Source organism: Rossellomorea aquimaris, assembly GCF_003315075.1.
GTDB lineage: Bacteria > Bacillota > Bacilli > Bacillales > Bacillaceae_B > Rossellomorea > Rossellomorea aquimaris_C.
Genome location: NZ_QNRJ01000015.1, coordinates 13,516 through 31,306 on the forward strand (window position 1 = coordinate 13,516; position 17,791 = coordinate 31,306).

Annotated in this window: 19 protein-coding genes; 1 reads left to right on the forward strand and 18 read right to left on the reverse strand. The window is 40.8% G+C overall.

The window, feature by feature from the left end; genetic code table 11:
• Nucleotides 1–141: 141 nt before the first annotated feature.
• From DET59_RS15915 to DET59_RS15940, 6 genes are all read right to left on the reverse strand, one after another.
• Nucleotides 142–678 carry a hypothetical protein gene (locus DET59_RS15915; protein WP_113970608.1) on the reverse strand — a complete coding sequence of 179 codons (537 nt, stop codon included), beginning with the start codon at nucleotides 676–678 and terminating at the stop codon, nucleotides 142–144.
• A gap of 118 nt (nucleotides 679–796) precedes the next feature.
• Nucleotides 797–1,927 (reverse strand): RNA polymerase sigma factor RpoD, encoded by a 1,131-nt coding sequence (gene rpoD / locus DET59_RS15920; protein ID WP_113970609.1) that lies wholly within the window; start codon nucleotides 1,925–1,927, stop codon nucleotides 797–799.
• Nucleotides 1,928–1,960: 33 nt separating this feature from the next.
• Nucleotides 1,961–3,772: a DNA primase gene (gene dnaG, locus DET59_RS15925; protein ID WP_113970610.1), complete on the reverse strand. Its 1,812-nt coding sequence runs from the start codon at nucleotides 3,770–3,772 to the stop codon at nucleotides 1,961–1,963.
• Between the two features lie 44 nt (nucleotides 3,773–3,816).
• Nucleotides 3,817–4,257 carry a YaiI/YqxD family protein gene (locus tag DET59_RS15930; protein ID WP_113970611.1) on the reverse strand — a complete coding sequence of 147 codons (441 nt, stop codon included), beginning with the start codon at nucleotides 4,255–4,257 and terminating at the stop codon, nucleotides 3,817–3,819.
• Between the two features lie 336 nt (nucleotides 4,258–4,593).
• Nucleotides 4,594–5,406, reverse strand: a complete 813-nt coding sequence (locus DET59_RS15935) for a pyruvate, water dikinase regulatory protein (RefSeq protein WP_113970612.1) — start codon at nucleotides 5,404–5,406, stop codon at nucleotides 4,594–4,596.
• Between the two features lie 13 nt (nucleotides 5,407–5,419).
• Nucleotides 5,420–6,046: a transcriptional regulator CcpN gene (locus DET59_RS15940; protein WP_113970613.1), complete on the reverse strand. Its 627-nt coding sequence runs from the start codon at nucleotides 6,044–6,046 to the stop codon at nucleotides 5,420–5,422.
• Nucleotides 6,047–6,512: 466 nt separating this feature from the next.
• On the opposite strand from DET59_RS15940, the gene DET59_RS15945 reads away from it, so the two are divergent.
• Nucleotides 6,513–7,886, forward strand: a complete 1,374-nt coding sequence (locus tag DET59_RS15945; protein ID WP_113970614.1) for a glycine--tRNA ligase — start codon at nucleotides 6,513–6,515, stop codon at nucleotides 7,884–7,886.
• A 70-nt stretch (nucleotides 7,887–7,956) separates the two neighbouring features.
• Here DET59_RS15945 and recO read toward each other — a convergent pair whose 3' ends face one another.
• The 12 genes from recO to floA form a co-directional block, all read right to left on the reverse strand.
• Nucleotides 7,957–8,709: a DNA repair protein RecO gene (gene recO / locus DET59_RS15950; RefSeq protein ID WP_113970615.1), complete on the reverse strand. Its 753-nt coding sequence runs from the start codon at nucleotides 8,707–8,709 to the stop codon at nucleotides 7,957–7,959.
• A gap of 45 nt (nucleotides 8,710–8,754) precedes the next feature.
• The gene (locus DET59_RS15955; RefSeq protein ID WP_113970616.1) at nucleotides 8,755–8,898 is read right to left on the reverse strand and encodes a YqzL family protein; all 144 of its coding nucleotides are present in this window, start codon (nucleotides 8,896–8,898) and stop codon (nucleotides 8,755–8,757) included.
• 111 nt (nucleotides 8,899–9,009) lie between these two features.
• The gene (gene era, locus DET59_RS15960) at nucleotides 9,010–9,930 is read right to left on the reverse strand and encodes a GTPase Era (protein ID WP_113970617.1); all 921 of its coding nucleotides are present in this window, start codon (nucleotides 9,928–9,930) and stop codon (nucleotides 9,010–9,012) included.
• Nucleotides 9,923–10,321, reverse strand: coding sequence for a cytidine deaminase (locus tag DET59_RS15965; protein WP_113970618.1), 399 nt, complete (start codon nucleotides 10,319–10,321; stop codon nucleotides 9,923–9,925). The genes era and DET59_RS15965 overlap by 8 nt, the downstream gene beginning before the upstream one ends.
• Before the next feature lie 252 nt (nucleotides 10,322–10,573).
• The gene (locus DET59_RS15970; RefSeq protein WP_113970619.1) at nucleotides 10,574–10,972 is read right to left on the reverse strand and encodes a diacylglycerol kinase; all 399 of its coding nucleotides are present in this window, start codon (nucleotides 10,970–10,972) and stop codon (nucleotides 10,574–10,576) included.
• Nucleotides 10,947–11,420: an rRNA maturation RNase YbeY gene (gene ybeY, locus DET59_RS15975; protein ID WP_113970620.1), complete on the reverse strand. Its 474-nt coding sequence runs from the start codon at nucleotides 11,418–11,420 to the stop codon at nucleotides 10,947–10,949. Before ybeY ends, DET59_RS15970 begins: the two co-directional genes overlap by 26 nt.
• Nucleotides 11,417–13,582 (reverse strand): HD family phosphohydrolase, encoded by a 2,166-nt coding sequence (locus DET59_RS15980; protein ID WP_113970621.1) that lies wholly within the window; start codon nucleotides 13,580–13,582, stop codon nucleotides 11,417–11,419. The genes ybeY and DET59_RS15980 overlap by 4 nt, the downstream gene beginning before the upstream one ends.
• A 212-nt stretch (nucleotides 13,583–13,794) precedes the next feature.
• Nucleotides 13,795–14,754 (reverse strand): PhoH family protein, encoded by a 960-nt coding sequence (locus DET59_RS15985; protein WP_113970622.1) that lies wholly within the window; start codon nucleotides 14,752–14,754, stop codon nucleotides 13,795–13,797.
• A gap of 3 nt (nucleotides 14,755–14,757) precedes the next feature.
• Entirely contained in the window at nucleotides 14,758–15,945 is a 1,188-nt protein-coding gene (gene yqfD, locus DET59_RS15990; protein ID WP_113970623.1) for a sporulation protein YqfD, read from the reverse strand.
• A gap of 11 nt (nucleotides 15,946–15,956) precedes the next feature.
• Complete coding sequence (gene yqfC, locus DET59_RS15995; protein ID WP_113970624.1) at nucleotides 15,957–16,241, reverse strand: sporulation protein YqfC; 285 nt, start codon at nucleotides 16,239–16,241, stop codon at nucleotides 15,957–15,959.
• A 56-nt stretch (nucleotides 16,242–16,297) separates the two neighbouring features.
• Nucleotides 16,298–16,756 carry a hypothetical protein gene (locus DET59_RS16000; protein WP_113970625.1) on the reverse strand — a complete coding sequence of 153 codons (459 nt, stop codon included), beginning with the start codon at nucleotides 16,754–16,756 and terminating at the stop codon, nucleotides 16,298–16,300.
• 29 nt (nucleotides 16,757–16,785) lie between these two features.
• Complete coding sequence (gene floA / locus DET59_RS16005) at nucleotides 16,786–17,787, reverse strand: flotillin-like protein FloA (protein WP_113970660.1); 1,002 nt, start codon at nucleotides 17,785–17,787, stop codon at nucleotides 16,786–16,788.
• Nucleotides 17,788–17,791 lie beyond the last annotated feature (4 nt).

The following is a 17,791-nucleotide window of genomic DNA, read 5'->3' on the forward strand; positions in this document are numbered from 1 at the left end:
TGATGACTGAAAGCCCTAACTCCATTTCCATAATAGCGCTTTCAAACATAATCACTGCACTCTATGAATGCGCTCTCATTCTTATTATAAAAGGGAATAGAGAATTTTCTCAACTTTAAAAAACTTTTAAATTTTCAGAAGTTATAGTAATATAAAAATAATTAGGAGGATTCCCCCTGCCAATCCTGAAAGGGAAAAATACCCCAGCTTCCATTTCAAACCTGCACCGATCCAAAGGAAACAGTTCAGAAATAAGGTTATGTACATTCCGAAAGAACTCCCACCGAATAGCTCTTCTGTTATTTCCATGGAGGCCAGAAGAAGTATACAAGCGGCAGCCATATACAAGAGTAAAGGTGATAATTGTTTTTTAGTATAATAAATTCCTGATACTACTAATAATCCGACAAAACTTGCCAAAATCGTTGTTTGCAAAACGATTGACAATTCAGTAAAATAAATGACAAATAATGAAATAAATATCGCACAAATTGAAGCGAAGTCTTTAAGCATGGTCTTCTTTTTAACATTCTTTTGATCACTGTGTTCCATACCATCTCCTTCGGTATATAATGCAAGGAGATAGTCACAATAGTGCTCTGGCAGCATATTGGCTTGCTTCCAAAGTTGTATTTCATTCACAATCAATTCTTTTCTTGAATTCTTTACTGTTTTCACAGCTGTCACACCTTTATCTGTTAAATCTTTTAGCTACATTCGTCAAAGGTGATGGAAAACCCTTTATTTCGAGCAAAAAAAACCACCTCTATCACAATAGAGGCAGTTAATGGGATTTCTATTCTAAAAAGTCCTTTAATCGTTTGCTTCTGCTTGGATGACGCAGTTTTCTAAGAGCTTTTGCTTCTATTTGACGAATACGTTCCCTTGTTACACCGAAGACTTTCCCTACTTCTTCAAGTGTGCGGGTTCTGCCATCGTCCAGTCCAAAACGTAAACGAAGAACATTTTCTTCACGATCTGTTAAAGTATCCAGTACATCTTCAAGCTGTTCCTTTAATAGTTCGTAAGCAGCATGTTCTGAAGGAGATTGAGCTTCTGCGTCTTCAATGAAGTCACCAAGATGAGAATCGTCTTCTTCACCAATTGGTGTTTCAAGAGATACTGGCTCTTGAGCAATCTTAAGGATTTCCCTAACCTTTTCAGGTGTCAGATCCATTTCTTCTGCAATTTCTTCCGGTGCCGGTTCACGCCCTAAGTCTTGCAATAACTGTCTTTGCACACGAATAAGTTTGTTAATGGTTTCAACCATATGAACCGGAATACGAATCGTTCTGGCCTGGTCAGCGATCGCACGTGTAATGGCTTGACGAATCCACCAAGTTGCATACGTACTGAATTTGTACCCTTTACGATAATCAAACTTTTCTACCGCTTTAATCAGACCCATATTTCCTTCCTGGATAAGGTCTAAGAATAACATACCGCGACCAACGTAACGTTTGGCAATACTGACAACAAGTCGCAGGTTCGCCTCAGCAAGACGTCGCTTAGCTTCCTCATCGCCTTCTTCAATTCTCTTGGCAAGATTTATCTCTTCCTCTGCAGATAAAAGATCAACTCTTCCAATTTCTTTCAGATACATACGAACAGGATCATTTATTTTAACTCCTGGAGGAACGCTTAAATCATTCAGATTGAATTCTTCTTCCTCTTCTTTCTCTAACTCAGTAGCACCCGGGTCATCATCTTCATCATTTTCATTGATGATTTCTACACTTTGTTCACCTAAGTGTTCGTAGAATTCATCCATTTGATCGGAATCTAACTCAAACCCTGATAATTTATCGGCAATATCTTCGTATGTGAGGACCCCTCTTTTTTTACCTTGGTTAACTAAAAATTCTTTTACCTGATCAACTGTTAATTCTGACGCTATTTGTTTGGAACGCGCTGACTTTTCAGCCATTTGTTCCCCTCCTTCCAACTTCCTTACAAAACTTTATAGAGACTTACGCAGCTGTAAGATTTCCATTGCTATTTGTGCTTCTTTTCGGTAATCCTTTAGTCGTTCTGCTTCTTTTCTTTCCACTTCTTTTTCTTTTATTCTCAACATCTTTTGATGTTTTAACACCTGATTGACATAATCTACTAATTCCTGGTCCGTACTTTCTTCGCTTATTGACATCATTTCGATGTCCGTTACGATCCTTCTTAACCTCTCATCGGGAAGATACCCGATAAAGGCACTGGCACTTGGAGGTAGACCTTCTTCATAATAACCCAATAAATAAGTAATAATAGCCTGATGTTCATCAATATTAAGGTTGGTACCTGCAAGCCACTCCTGAATCTTATAAGCGATGTTCGGGTCCTTAAGCATATAGGCAATCAATCTTCTCTCAGCCGTTTGGTAAGCGGGTAATAGTTTAGACTGAGTCTGCCTGGAGAAATTACCTTGCATACCTACCTGTTTAGGCGGTTTAGAATTCCGTTTATCAGGGCCTTCCAGTTCAAAGAGCTGCTGTTGAAGAGCCTCAAGAGATAATTCGAACTCATCTGCCAAATACCTTAAATAATAATCTTTTTCAACCGCTTTACTGAGTTGGGTAATTTCCTTAAGTATGTCTTCTATATACTTAAGGCGATCTCCTTCATCATTTAAGTTTTTATTCAGCTTATAGTACCGAAGCTTAAATGCCATGAACGTTAAGCTTGCCCCTATTACATCTTGTTGAAACCTTGTTGGTCCATATTTTGAAATGTAGTCATCAGGGTCTAATTGTTCCGGTATTGTCGCGACACGAATGTTCAGCTGATGCTTGTGAAGAAGATTTCCTGCCCGGAATGCGGCTTCCACTCCAGCAGAATCACCGTCATAACAAATGACCACGGAATCAGTCAGGCGTTTAAGCAGTCCGATTTGCTGCTCAGTTAATGAAGTACCCATAGTGGCTACGCCATTTTCCACCTCTGCTTCACTGGCTGATATGACGTCGGCAAATCCTTCAAACAGAATCGCCTGCTGTTTTCTTCTAATCATTGCACGCGCGCCGTGATAGTTATAAAGAATGCTGCTTTTGTTAAAAATTTTCGTTTCCGGGCTGTTTAAGTACTTCGGTTCATCATCCGAATCGATGCTTCTTCCTGAAAAAGCGACCGTGTTTCCTTTCGAATCAACAATAGGAAACATGATCCTTCCCCTGAAGCGATCCAAGAAAGAATTGTCTCTTTCTCTTCTTACGAGTAAGCCTGCCGCTTCCATCAGCTCCAGGGAATAGCCTCGTTTCTGAAGAAACTTAACCGTGAAATCCCAGCTGGGAAGTGACCACCCAATTTGAAATTTAGTAATGCTTTCAGTCGTAAACCCCCGAGCCAATAAATATTCGAGGGCTTCCTGACCTTCTTTTGTGTTTAGAAGGAGATGATGGTAAAATTTACTTAATAACCCATGTGCTTCCATCATTTGCTTTTCATCTTCTTGAGGGGGAAGCTCCCTTTCAGACGAAGATGTCGGTATGGAGATTTCTTCCCCTACTTTAGAACCGAGCTTTTGCGCTGCTTCGAGGAAGCTTAAACCATCAACATCCATTAGAAACGTAAACGCATTTCCCCCGGTCCCACATCCGAAACAATGAAATATTTGTTTGTCAGGGGAAACAGAAAAAGATGGAGTATTCTCTCCATGAAACGGACACAAACCAAAATAATTGCGTCCCTGCTTTTTCAGTTGTACATAGTCACTGACGACATCTACGATATCGGTTGACGATAATATTTTATTTAACTTATCTTCAGGGATTCTTTCAGACACGATTTATCACCTGTTTTTATTTACCCTCTTAATCCATTCTGTACTTATTCCGATTCTCCTGCAATTTCCGACAAGATTTTATCGAAGGATATACAAAATGTTTCTCTGTCTTCATTTGTAAAAGGTTTAGGACCTTTACCATAGTTTCCTCTACGGCGTTCTTTTGCTGCGACGTATCGATAATCGAGTGCCGTGACTATACTCTCTTCCCTGTAGGCTTTTCCCCTGGGAGAGAGGGCATAAACTTTTTTCGGTAAAACCAATGACGCGAGTCCAATATCCTGGGTAACGAGTACATCATGTGCCCTGACATGGTTCATGATGTATAAGTCAGCCGCTTCTTTCGAACTATCGACATATACCCACCTGCCTTGGTCAGGCGTGTTCTTTCTATGGGCATGAGAAGCAACAAATACAACGTCAAAGCCATATCCTCTGGTAATTTTAATGATTTCCTGCTTTACCGGGCAAGCATCTGCATCCACATATACGGTAGACTTATGTTCGCTAATACTAACTATTCTACATCACTCCGTATTATCCTTCTCTCTTTTGAACTTTCCTGGAGAATTGATTAAAATTGTCGAATTTTAATTGAGACGAGACTTGACATATCACAATAATTAGTTTATTCCTTAAGGGTTTAGTCTAAACCTATTTTAAATATTTTTATCACAATTTTTTATTATAGTATAATCGGACAAGTTTGACCACTATAAAAACTCAATTTATGAAAGCTTTGATTGTTTCCGTTTCAATTCAACAAAAAAGAATGATTCTTTCCCCTTTTATTGAGGGAAAGAATCATTCTTTTTTTAATGTTAATTGCTTGAGTGCTGATAGATATTCGTAATGACATTGGCTGTTTCTTCTACAGCTTTGTTCGTTACGTCAATCACATGGCAACCGATGCGATTGGTTATTTTCTCGAAATATTTCAACTCATCTTCAATGCGTTGAATATTTGCATAGCTCGCCTGATCATTCAGTCCCAATGACTTTAATCTTTCCCGGCGAATCGTATTCAACTTCTCAGGACTGATCTTTAATCCGAAGCACTTCTTCGGAGAAACCATAAATAATTCCTCTGGTGGATCGACTTCCGGTACAAGTGGTACATTGGCCACCTTAATCCTCTTCAGTGCAAGATATTGTGATAATGGCGTCTTTGATGTTCTGGAAACGCCTACAAGCACAATATCCGCTCTAAGGATGCCCCGGGGGTCCCGCCCATCATCATACTTCACGGCAAACTCTATCGCTTCCACTTTCTTGAAGTAATCATCATCCAGCTTTCTTACCGTTCCCGGCTCGAACAACGGCTCCTTTTGGTAAGCTGATTGATATTTATCCATTAATGGACCGATAATATCAAACGCGTACAATTCTTCTCTTTCAGCTTCTTTTTTAATATACGCACGCATATCCGGCTTTACGAGAGTGTACACAATCAGTCCCTGGTTTAATTTCGCCAGGGAAATCACTTCATCGATATGCTCTAAGTCCTCTACATACGGAAAGCGTTTAATGACCGTATTGGAACCATTGAATTGGCTTATCGCCGCTTTTGTGACTAGTTCAGCAGTTTCACCCACCGAGTCGGATACAACATAGATGATCGGTTCTTTCACGATCGTTCACCACCTTCTAATATTCATCTGCTAACGCTACAAATGCTTTTGTGATATTGGTTTTCGTAATTCTGCCTATGACCTCTAAATCGCCTTTTTCTGTTTTCTTAATCACTGGAACAGAGTCGATTTGTTTATGAATCAAGTCTTTGGCCACGCCTATTAGCTGGTCATCCTTTTCACAGACCGTAATATTAGGCATTCTCGTCATAATGATATTCACCGGCAAGGTACTAAGTTCCTGCTTCCCGATGCTCGCCCTTAAAAGATCCTTACGGGACAGGACGCCAACTAAGTAAGTATTTCCATCCACTACAAATAATGTTCCTACGTCCTCCAGGAACATTGTCACAATGGCATCATACACAGAAACATTTTCGTTAACCACCACAGGAATCGATTGATAATCTTTAACATATATTTTGTTAAGGTTTTCTGTCAATAGCTGCGTTCCTGTTTTCCCTGTATAGAAATACCCCACTCTGGGACGTGCGTCCAGGTAACCCGCCATGGTTAAAATGGCTAGATCAGGCCTGAGAGTCGCCCTGGTCAAGTTTAATCGATCGGCGATTTGTTCACCAGTGATAGGTCCGTTGTCTTTAACTATTTGTAAGATATGTTCTTGACGCTTATTAAGTTCGATTGTTACTCACCACCTAACGGACAAACGATTTATGTTATACTTTATATGAAATATTATATACTATTTAAAGAAAATGAAAAGAGCATATTATCATTCATTTGTGTCAACACTATATTTTAAATTTCACCTAACACAGAGTATCTTTTTTTAATACAAACTTCAAATCTTTTCCCTTCTACTGTTCAGTAGTTGTTTTTATTTCTTTATCATGATAAAATGTCTTCATCTTATAATCAATAAGGCTACGAAGGATCAATAAGTACTTGCTGCACTAAAGCGACCAGGGACGGTGAAAGCCTGGAGAGCAGGGAAACGGCAATCCCGAGCTATTTAACATTTAAAAGTGGGTATACTTGACGTATATCAACTAGGGTGGAACCGCGAGTATCAAGCTCGTCCCTAGGCTATAAGCCTAGGGACGAGCTTTTTTATTTTATTACATACATGATGAAAAGGAGTGACTTTTATGTCAATGGAAAAAGTAGTGAATTTAGCGAAGCATCGCGGATTTGTTTTCCCGGGTTCTGAAATTTACGGAGGACTTGCTAACACGTGGGATTACGGTCCATTAGGTGTAGAGTTAAAAAACAATATTAAAAAAGCATGGTGGAAAAAATTCGTTCAGGAATCCCCTTACAACGTGGGTCTTGATGCAAGTATTTTAATGAACCCACAAACTTGGGTAGCTTCTGGTCACGTTGGAAACTTCAACGACCCAATGATCGACTGTAAGCAATGTAAAACACGCCATCGCGCAGACAAAATCATTGAAAATGCCCTTGAAGAAAAAGGCATCGAGATGATCGTGGATGGGCTTTCGTTTGAAAAAATGGAAGAGATCATCAAGGAGCACAGTATCGCGTGCCCTGATTGCGGAAGCCAGGATTTCACGGATATCCGCCAATTCGATTTAATGTTTAAGACTCATCAGGGTGTGACAGAGTCTTCTACAAATGAAATCTATTTACGCCCTGAAACAGCACAAGGTATCTTTGTAAACTTCAAAAATGTTCAGCGCTCCATGCGTAAGAAAATGCCATTCGGTATTGCTCAAGTCGGAAAAAGCTTCCGAAATGAGATTACACCTGGGAACTTCACATTCAGAACTCGTGAATTTGAACAAATGGAACTGGAATTCTTCTGTAAACCTGGTGAAGATCTGGAATGGTTCTCTTACTGGCGTGAATTCTGTAAAAACTGGTTACTTAACCTGGGAATGAACGAAGAAAATATGCGTTTACGCGATCATGATCAAGATGAATTATCCCATTACAGTAATGCAACTTCGGATATTGAATACAAATTCCCATTCGGTTGGGGAGAGCTTTGGGGTGTAGCAGATCGAACAGACTTTGACCTGAAGCGTCATATGGAACATTCAAATGAGGACTTCCACTACATGGATCCTCAAACAAATGAAAAGTATGTACCATACTGTATTGAACCATCCCTTGGCGCAGACCGTGTCACTCTTGCATTCCTATGTGACGCATTTGAAGAGGAAGAGCTTGAAAATGATTCACGTACAGTGCTGCGCTTCCATCCGGCACTGGCCCCATATAAAGCAGCTGTCCTGCCACTTTCTAAGAAATTATCTGATGATGCATTCAAGGTTTATGAAGAATTATCACAGGATCTTATGATAGACTTCGACGAAACAGCGTCAATCGGTAAACGCTACCGTCGTCAAGATGAAATCGGTACACCATTCTGTATCACATTTGACTTTGACTCGGTAGAAGATGGTCAAGTGACCGTACGTGACCGTGACACGATGGATCAGGTAAGAATGCCAATCAGCGAAGTAAAGGCGTTCTTGCAGGAGAAAATTAAATTTTAAAACCATAAAAAACAGGCCCATTCACCATAGTGAATGGGCCTTTTCATATAATCACAAGCAGCATTATAAGCTAGAATAAGTCCTTCAGGTTATCCATTTGGTCTAAGAACCTCCTGGATTTTAATGTTAGGCCTGAATTTTCATCGTAATAAGTCCTGATTACCCGCTTCAATTGACGTTTTGTTTCATCTTTCACCGATATATTTCCCAATCGATTGATATCGAAATAGTAAAATACCCTCAGAAGCTTCACAGTGCTCTGAGAGATCGGAAAATGATGAGGATCTTCACTTAAACAACGATGACAGATGAATCCATTTTCTTTAAAGGAGAAAGCGAATTCACCATCCGCTTCCCCGCATACACTACATCCATTCAGATGAGGATACAGTCCTAATACAGGAAGCATCTTCATTTCAAATATATGCATAAGAATTTCGGGATCATAGTCTCCATTTAAATAGTGAATGGTCTTGTAAAGCAGTTCAAATAGAAATGGGTTCGGTTTCCGGTCCTCCGTCGCTTTATCTAAAAGCTCGACGATGTAAGTGGCATAAGCCGTCTTAAACAAATCTTCCCTCACATGCCTTAACGATTCAACCATCTCTCCCTGTTGAAGTGTACCTAGTCCACTTCCTTTAATAAAAAGGAAATAACCATATGTAAACAATTGTGAAATGGCGGATAGACGGCTATTAGGTTTTTTTGCCCCTCTAGCCATCAATCCAATCTTTCCGAATTCTCGTGTGTATATGGTAACAATCTTGTTCGACTCACCGTAATGATTCGTTCTGATCACGATTCCTTCACACTTCTGCAGCATATAGCCACCTCCCGACATCAATCCATCCGGGTGATGACAAGCTTATCACGTTAAAGGAAAGTCAACTTCCGCTATTTCTTCTTCAAAGCTGTAAGGATCCTCAGTCGTCTCCTTTTCAAGCTCCTTAAAAAGTAAATAGGTGTCTATACTTCCTGTCTGCGAAAAAAATTTCCATGTTAAGTCTAACATAAAAAACCCACCTTTCTGGATTTAAACTAGCAAGACTTCATAAGCTTTCTTGTGATTAGAATGAGCATTTTCTCTCTAAAAGATGCGGCCTAAATATTGTTAATTCAGCTATCAATATTCGTCGTCACTGAATCCAAAGTCACGAAGGGTAGAGGATCGGTTTCTCCAGTCCTTCTGTACCTTCACCCATAGTTCAAGATATACCTTTGATCCCAACAGGTTCTCAATGTCTACACGGGAACGCTTCCCTACTTCCTTTAGCATCGACCCCTGTTTTCCGATGACAATCCCTTTTTGCGAGTCTCTCTCCACAATAATGGTTGCGATCACGTCAATAAGATCCTTGTCTTGCTTTCGCTCCATTTTATCGATCACGACTGCAATGCTGTGGGGAATCTCTTCCCTTGTCAGGTGCAGGACCTTCTCACGTATGAGTTCTGAAACGATAAAACGTTCAGGATGGTCTGTAATCTGATCAGCAGGATAAAATTGAGGTCCTTCCGGCAGTTGATCCTTTAATAATTGCAGAAGGCTATCTACATTATTTCCTTCAAGTGCTGAAATCGGAACAGTGGCCGCGAAAGGAAACAGGTCATTGTATTGTTGAATCATCGGCAATAACGCATCAGGGTGAATTTGATCAATCTTATTAAGAATGAGAAAAACAGGTGTTTTGACCCCTTTTAACTTCTCGATGATGAAGTGATCTCCTTTTCCTAACCCTTCTTCTACGTTGATCATGAACAAAATGACGTCCACTTCTTTTAAAGTGTTCTGAGCAATCTTCATCATGAAGTCTCCCAGTTTATGTTTCGGTTTGTGTATCCCTGGAGTATCGATGAATATCATTTGTGCATCATCTGTTGTGTAAACTCCCTGAACTTTGTTTCGTGTTGTTTGAGGCTTATCACTCATAATTGCAATCTTTTGACCGATTACATGGTTCAAGAAAGTGGACTTCCCAACGTTTGGACGTCCAATGATGGAGATGAAGCCTGATTTGTGCCCTGTATTACTGCCTATATTACTCATTTAAATCCTCCGGTGAAAAAGCTCCTGGTAATAGTTCTGAAACGGTTAGTTCTTCCACATCGCCTTTAAGGTTTGTCAGTACGACCTTCATCTCTTTCGGACATAACTCTGAAATGACCTGACGACAGGCTCCGCATGGCGGCACCGGTCTTGCCGTGTCTGCTACAACCGCAATCATTGAATAGTCTGTATCGCCTTCTGAGTAAGCTTTGAATAGTGCTGTTCTTTCGGCACAATTACACATACTGTAGGCTGCGTTCTCGATATTACAACCGTGATAGACCTTACCATCCTTTGACAGAAGGGCCGCTCCCACCTTAAATTTACTATAGGGTACGTATGCTTTTTCTCTCGCTAGTTTAGCTTCTTGTATCAATTGTTCTGCATTCATTCGTTTAACTCTCCTTTTAACCCTTACAAATTCATTTTACTACAATTTTTATAAAAGAAAATGGGCTGTTATCATTTTGTAATAAAATAGTTAGATAATTCAAACTATTTATCGATTTTGTCCTTTGCTCCACTTATTCTATACAAGTATAAGAACGTTTTCAAATGAATTAAAGACTGCAGGAAAGAAATCGTTCAATTTCTCTCCTGCAGCCTTTGTTTTTTCAGGTATTTGTATCTTCAATGCATCCCATCAAAGAGCCGTGATGAGTTCAAGCAGCTTTGGAATAAAGATAATGGCACCCACAATCGCCGTGCAGACGGCAAAGAGTAATACGGCAGCCGAAGCAAGGTCCTTTGCCGCTTTCGCCAAGGGATGGTAGTCTGAAATTGAAAGATCCACTGCCTTTTCGATCGCCGTATTCATGGTTTCAAGTGCCAGTACGGAAAACACCAATATGATCAGGATGATCCATTCCATGGCAGATACGGAAAGCAGATACGCTAAGATAAAAACAATGACCCCCACACATGAGTGAATCCTGAAATTCTGCTCCGTGGACCATACAGATCTAATCCCATCTGCCGCATACCCAAAAGACTTCAAGAACCTGAACAGGCCGAACTTAGTCCCTTTTGAGTCCATACTCATCTAAAATATCCTTTTGTCTTTGAAACATTTTCTTTTCATCCATTTCCTCCATATGATCATAGCCTAATAAATGCAGGAATCCGTGCAGAGCAAGAAAACCCAGTTCACGGGAAAATGAATGATTGTATTCTTCAGCCTGTTCTTTGGCCCGATCGATGGAAATGATGATATCACCGAGAACCCGGGGAATTTGTCCACCTACTATTTCGATTTCATCCTCCCCCAATTCTTCAAGAGCAAAGGAAATCACATCCGTCGGCTGGTCCTTCTGGCGGTATTCACGATTAATTTCCTGAATTCTTTCGTTCGTCACAAACGTAACCGACACCTCGCTTTCATCTTCGACCTCTTCTTTATTTGCTGCAAAGTTTAAGATGTTTTGCACCAAACTTGTTTCCTCTTCGGATAATGTTTCCGTTTCATCAATAAAGTCGATCAATAATGTCATACTTCTTCTCCTTTTGCTTTAAGTTCCGGATATTCTATTCTTGGGTGAAAGATTCCATTCAGAGTCTCACATAGAGACCTCTTGACTGTCTCTAATTGCTTCAATGAAAGATCGCATTCGTTAAACTGACCGTCCTGCAGGCGGTCTTGTACAATGGAATGAACGAGCTGTTGAATCTCTCCCTGAGTGGGGGATTTCTTGGATCTGACAGCTGCTTCCACACTATCTGCAATGCTAATGATGGCCGCTTCCCTTGTTTGTGGTTTAGGACCGGGATATCGATAATCTTCTTCCTTAACATCTTTCCCTTGTTCCTTTGCCTTATAATAAAAAAATTTCAACAAGGTTGTCCCATGATGCTGCTCGGCAATATCGACGATTTCCTTTGGAAGCTTATGTTTCCGAAGCATATCAGCACCATCTGAAGCATGACTTATAATAACATCCCTGCTCGTCTCAGGCGAGACCCGATCATGAGGATTTCCCATATTAAGCTGATTTTCAATGAAAAAGTGTGGCCTTTTTGACTTTCCGACATCATGATAGTAGCAACCGACTCTCGCTAATAGTCCATTTGCACCAATGGATTCACACGCGGATTCTGCAAGATTCGCTACCATGACACTGTGATGGTAGGTACCGGGTGCATCGGTCAAAAGCTTCTTTAATAATGGTTGTGTAGGGCTTGAAAGCTCCACCAGCCTCATGGAAGAAAGTATGCCAAACCCCGCCTCGAAAAACGGCAGAAAACCGATTGTTAATATAGAGGAACTGATTCCTGACACCAGGGCAAACACGAGATAATACACATATTCACTATTGGAATAAGAAGTACCGCTTAACAGGACCAAAAACGCCAGGATCAATATATTTACAAGAGCTACGTAAATACCCGCTCTTAAAATATTCGAGCGCTGATTGCGGCTCACAAGGAAAAGAATCCCTGATACTCCACTGAATAACGTATAAATAGCGATCTCCATATCGATTGAACCTGAGAACTGCTGGTGAAAAACGATACTTGAGCAAGCTGATAAAATAAACACCATCATCATGGCAATCCGCTCATTCAATAAAATCCTCAGGATCATTCCCGTGAATGCAGCAGGGAATATATAGGCGATATCATTGATTTCCAGCTGTTCTATCAATCCTACAATCTTCATGATCAACAGTGAGATGACAAACACGATACTCGTGAGGATCAAATAGTTTTGTTTTCGTTCCTCGGTTACTTCCAATGTATAGAAGAAATAATAAAGTAAACTGATCACCACTAGCACAAAAAGCGCCAATCCGATGTATGGGCGGAAGGAGAACGTATTTTCCACCATCCCCAATGATTTCATGATCCGATATTCTTTAGGAGTAATCAATTCCCCATCTTCTACAATGACTCCGCCTTCAATGATTTCAACTGACTGAACATTCGCCACGGCCAGCCTCTTTAATTCATCCGTTTTTTCAGCGTCAAAATATTGTGTAGGCTCAAGTGCCACATTCCCAAGCTTTACGGCAGCATTGGATAGATCCCCCTTAAAGGTATAATTTGTGATCCTTTGTTCTAAATTTAATCTCGCTTCACTCAATTCCTCTTCTTTCACACCATTTTCCATGATAATCTTCATTTGCGTAGAAACGATTGTCTCTACTCGTTCCAGATCTTCCTCTGAAGCTTCCAATAGAGTTTTTAAAACCGTATCATTCAATTGGTTGGTTACATTATTATTCTTATCTTTAGGCAGCTTGGCTTTAAGCTGTTTTAGCTGCTCATTTATTTCCGCTTCAGCTGGAGGCTTCAGTTCCTCTGAGCCGGGTTCTTGAGTTTCAGTTTCCTTCTTCACTTCTTTTACACTTTCCATAAGGGAACGAAGTAACGATATGGAGTTGTCGATCGCCCCTTCTTTAGGGGTATAGACATTTCCTACTTCTTCTTTAGCTTCCAGCTGCTTCTTCACAGTTGCCTCATCATCAACAAACTTCTTCGGCGCCCTAATTGTAGTAGGAGCTTCTTCATACAAATTAATATCCAGGGTTTTCGGTTTTACATTCCCATATAAAACCCCGAAAACAATAATACCAAGTAACACAAATAAAAGATTAGTAAAAAGTCGGTAGCTAAGAAAGCTCCTTATTTTGAGTAAGAATGGGTGCGTTTGCATAAAGAACCCCCTGTTATGTAAGTACAATTTCAACCAGTTCAAGGTATAGAGCTCACAGAAAGCATGAGAAAAAACAATCTAACAATTATGTAAAATCATAACAGTTTTTCACTTAATTATCCATGTTAAACCCTATAAAAAAGATTGACCCCTGCATGCGCCGCCTGTATTAACTGGCGACATGAACACATTGGGTCAATCCCTTTATTGCATTACTTTTCGATTGTTTCATAGGCATCGATTATTTTAGCGACTAATGGATGACGAACCACATCCGCTTGGTCAAGATAAATAAACGATACGCCTTTTACGTTTTTTAATATTTTTTCAGAGGAAATCAGTCCTGACTCGCTTCCTCTCGGTAAGTCCACTTGAGAGCGATCTCCTGTAATAATCATCTTTGAATCAAAGCCAAGTCTGGTTAAAAACATTTTCATTTGTGCTTTCGTTGTGTTTTGTGCCTCATCGAGGATGACAAACGCATCATCCAGTGTACGGCCTCTCATATAGGCAAGAGGAGCGATTTCAATGGTTCCTCTTTCGATCAACCGGGCTGTATGCTCAGCCCCAAACACATCATGCAGAGCGTCATATAAGGGGCGTAGATAAGGGTCCACTTTTTCCTTCAGATCACCCGGAAGGAAGCCGAGACTCTCTCCCGCTTCAACAGCCGGCCTTGTGAGAATGATTTTCTTTACGTGCCCGTTTTTCAACGCATGTACCGCCATCACTACAGCAAGATAGGTTTTCCCTGTACCTGCCGGACCAATCCCAAACACCATATCATGTTTTTTGATAGCCTGGATGTATTGACGCTGCCCAAGGGTTTTCACCCTGATGGATTTACCTTTTGCATTTTTCGTAATTTCTTCATTGTACAAGTCAGTAAAGTATTCAAGTGTCCCTTGCTTGCCCATTTCCAGTGCATAATGGACATCTCTTTGACCAATATTGATCCCTTTACGTATTACAGCCACGAGTCGATCTGAAACATCTAGAGCGAGACTTACATCTTCTTCCTTACCTGAAACCAGCAATTCTTCGCCCCTTGTTACGATTGAAACGTGTAATTCCTGTTCGATTAATTTAAGGTGAGAATCTGAAACGCCAAACAAAGCGATGGCTTCATTAGGGTTTTCAAGTTGTAATTTCATTAAGATTTCATCTGACATTCGTTAGTCTCCTTGAATAATTGGTTGTCCTACTGCAATGTTTTCTAATACTTTGAAGTGAATTGTTACCCTAACTTTACCATTCTCAACCTTTTCTTGCAAAATTTTTTCACCTATCACTTCGGCATCCTCAGGGAGGGTGGACTCCAAATTACTCTTGGCCAGCTTCTTCGCCGCATCGATGGCTTCTGATTTCGTATAAGTTCTCTCTACATCCTCTTTCTCTTTAAAGCTTTTATCAATATAATAGATCGGCAGCTCCCATTTCAAGAAACGCAGGTTCTTTTTGTTCTCTTCCTCGATGGACTCTTTATACTCAACTTTCCCGAATCCCCAAATCGGAATATTAAAAGAGCCGACTCCGATATAATGCTTTCTTTTTTCATCACCGCTAAAAACCACAAATTCGGATTTCAAAGGTAAATCAACGTTAGATTTATACCATGTTTCCCCCAGAATTTTTGCTTTGGCGGAGACCCCTTTAGGATCCTTTTCATTCCCGATCAATCCTGATACGAGGAGCTGACCTTTGTTCACATAGTCATTGACGTTCACCTGTGGATCGCCTTCTTCTACGAACATTTGAGTGATGATCGCTTTCTCCTTCGCTACGATATGCTGAAGACCAGAGGATTCAGAAGGCTCAGGGGCGTTCTTCTCAACCACTTGGAAGTGAAAGGTTGTCCCTTGCAATTCCACCCCCACCCACGTAATATTGTTCATTCTGTAGGATAGCTCCCGTTGGATATTTTCCACATCCGGCAGGGAGAATTGCAGCTTCCCTTTCGACACTCCCATTTCTTCCAGCTCTTTTCTGATGCTGTGCTCCGTTTGTGGGGATGCCCCTTTAATTTGAATGTCCCAAACCATATTGGAAAGCAGGAAGACGATGACGAAGAAAGCAAGTCCACCTATCATGAACCCTGAGTTCTTCAGAGATCGCTTAAACAAAAATGGAACTCCCTGACCTCTTAGAAATGTCACTTTACACTCGGATGTCCGCACCGCTCTTCGGAAGTTATGTACATCCTCTAAGGATAAGTAAAAGGTGATGGTCTCCGTTCCGGCTCTCTTCACATTCCATATCGTGATATTTGCACGAAGCAATTGATTGATGACCCTCTCAACTAATCTGCCTTCCATTTTCACAAATACCTTTCCCCTTAGAAAGGTGAACCATTGATTCTTCAAATCCGTCCCTCCTATTGTTCCAAATAGATCACTTCTACGATCTTCCCCTGAAGAAGAATTTCTTCCGGAAGAATCATCTTGATGACAAACTGTTCACCTTTTATTAAAAGTTGACCTTGTTTTAGCAGAAGTCGTACCTCTCGATCTGTGAACGTTAACAGACCACGATGGTTTTCTATATAGATGTGAATTTGTCCAATCATGGTGACGCGAGGAAGGTCCATCATGACATCTTCAGGTAAATCCATTTTCTGTGTCATCCATTTACGCGCATGCTGTAAAAAGCTTTTTGCCATAAAAAAGAACCCCCTTTCATCTCATATTTATGAAATGAAAAGGGGTTTCATCACTCTTATTTTTGATGATGACGTTTTTTTGATCTTGGAGGTCCAAATACCTCTGAAAAGATGAATCCTTTTACGATATCATCTTCCTTGTTGAAATCAATGTTGAGAGTCGAATCTTTTTCCCGTATCTTATCTGCCCTGGTTTGATGAGCTTCCAGTCTGCGGGAATAACGTTCTTCTTTCTTATGCAGGTCAGCATACGTTGATTCCGCTTCCTTCTTCTTTTCTTCAAACCGGGTTTGAAGAGAAGAGGCTGCGTCTTTCAATGGTTCTTGGTATTCTCTTGGCACTCTGCTCCGTGCCGTTCTCTCCCTTTCTCTTCCTCTTTCATGAGGTTCTGAAGGAGGGGCAGACGCCGTTTGAATCGGCTTTTGCCTTACCGGTTTATTAGAAGGAGACTCTTTCACTTTATTGAAAATCGTAGTGATAAGTCCGATCAGTATGGCAATGATTAAAGGTTCCATGGAGAAAACTCCTTTCTCACAAGGGGAAATTACTTATCTTTAGAATTTTTCGGATCATTTTTATCCCCGGTTAGTTTCCCGATCGAGTCTCTCATTTCCGTATCAGCGTCGATATTCTTTAAGTTCATATAGTCCATCACACCGATATTTCCTGATCTGAGTGCTTCAGCCATGGCAAGAGGTACTTCTGCTTCTGCTTCCACAACCTTCGCTCTCATTTCTTCTACTCTTGCTTTCATTTCCTGCTCATTGGCAACGGCCATTGCTCTTCTTTCTTCCGCTTTCGCCTGTGCAATGTTCTTATCAGCTTCCGCTTGTTCTGTTTGCAGTTCTGCTCCGATATTCTTGCCGATATCAACGTCCGCGATATCAATCGAGAGAATTTCAAATGCTGTACCTGCATCCAGGCCTTTCGAAAGGACCGTTTGAGAAATCAAATCCGGATTTTCCAATACCTTCTTATGATTGCTGGATGAACCGATTGTGGATACAATCCCTTCCCCTACACGGGCAACGATCGTCTCTTCCCCGGCCCCCCCGACAAGGCGGTCAATGTTCGCACGAACCGTAATTCGCGCTTTGGCTTTCACTTCAATTCCATCCATTGCAACACCGGCAATAAATGGCGTTTCGATCACTTTAGGGTTAACACTCATTTGAACCGCTTCAAGTACGTCACGACCAGCAAGGTCAATCGCCGCACAACGCTCAAAGGTCAGTTCAATGTTTGCACGATGGGCTGCAATCAGTGCATTGACCACTCTGTCTACATTACCACCAGCTAAATAGTGACTCTCCAGCTGATTGATCGTTACCGTGATGCCTGCTTTATGTGCTTTAATTAATGGGTTAATCACACGACTCGGGATAACACGTCTCAACCTCATCCCCACTAGTGTGAAAATACTGATTCTTACTCCTGCTGCGATCGCTGAAATCCACAGCATGACTGGTACAAATGTAAATAAAACTGCTAATACAATCACTCCCACCACAATGGCAACGAGCAATAAAATCGTACTTGGTCCTATAACC

What these genes read in the sequence shown, in the direction of transcription:
- rpoD (WP_113970609.1), bottom strand. Translation starts at nt 1,927, where the DNA reads ATGGCTGAAAAGTCAGCGCGTTCCAAACAAATAGCGTCAGAATTAACA.
- DET59_RS15945 (WP_113970614.1), top strand. Translation starts at nt 6,513, where the DNA reads ATGTCAATGGAAAAAGTAGTGAATTTAGCGAAGCATCGCGGATTTGTT.
- recO (WP_113970615.1), bottom strand. Translation starts at nt 8,709, where the DNA reads ATGCTGCAGAAGTGTGAAGGAATCGTGATCAGAACGAATCATTACGGT.
- DET59_RS15955 (WP_113970616.1), bottom strand. Translation starts at nt 8,898, where the DNA reads ATGTTAGACTTAACATGGAAATTTTTTTCGCAGACAGGAAGTATAGAC.
- era (WP_113970617.1), bottom strand. Translation starts at nt 9,930, where the DNA reads ATGAGTAATATAGGCAGTAATACAGGGCACAAATCAGGCTTCATCTCC.
- DET59_RS15965 (WP_113970618.1), bottom strand. Translation starts at nt 10,321, where the DNA reads ATGAATGCAGAACAATTGATACAAGAAGCTAAACTAGCGAGAGAAAAA.
- DET59_RS15970 (WP_113970619.1), bottom strand. Translation starts at nt 10,972, where the DNA reads ATGAGTATGGACTCAAAAGGGACTAAGTTCGGCCTGTTCAGGTTCTTG.
- ybeY (WP_113970620.1), bottom strand. Translation starts at nt 11,420, where the DNA reads ATGACATTATTGATCGACTTTATTGATGAAACGGAAACATTATCCGAA.
- DET59_RS15980 (WP_113970621.1), bottom strand. Translation starts at nt 13,582, where the DNA reads ATGCAAACGCACCCATTCTTACTCAAAATAAGGAGCTTTCTTAGCTAC.
- DET59_RS15985 (WP_113970622.1), bottom strand. Translation starts at nt 14,754, where the DNA reads ATGTCAGATGAAATCTTAATGAAATTACAACTTGAAAACCCTAATGAA.
- yqfC (WP_113970624.1), bottom strand. Translation starts at nt 16,241, where the DNA reads ATGGCAAAAAGCTTTTTACAGCATGCGCGTAAATGGATGACACAGAAA.
- DET59_RS16000 (WP_113970625.1), bottom strand. Translation starts at nt 16,756, where the DNA reads ATGGAACCTTTAATCATTGCCATACTGATCGGACTTATCACTACGATT.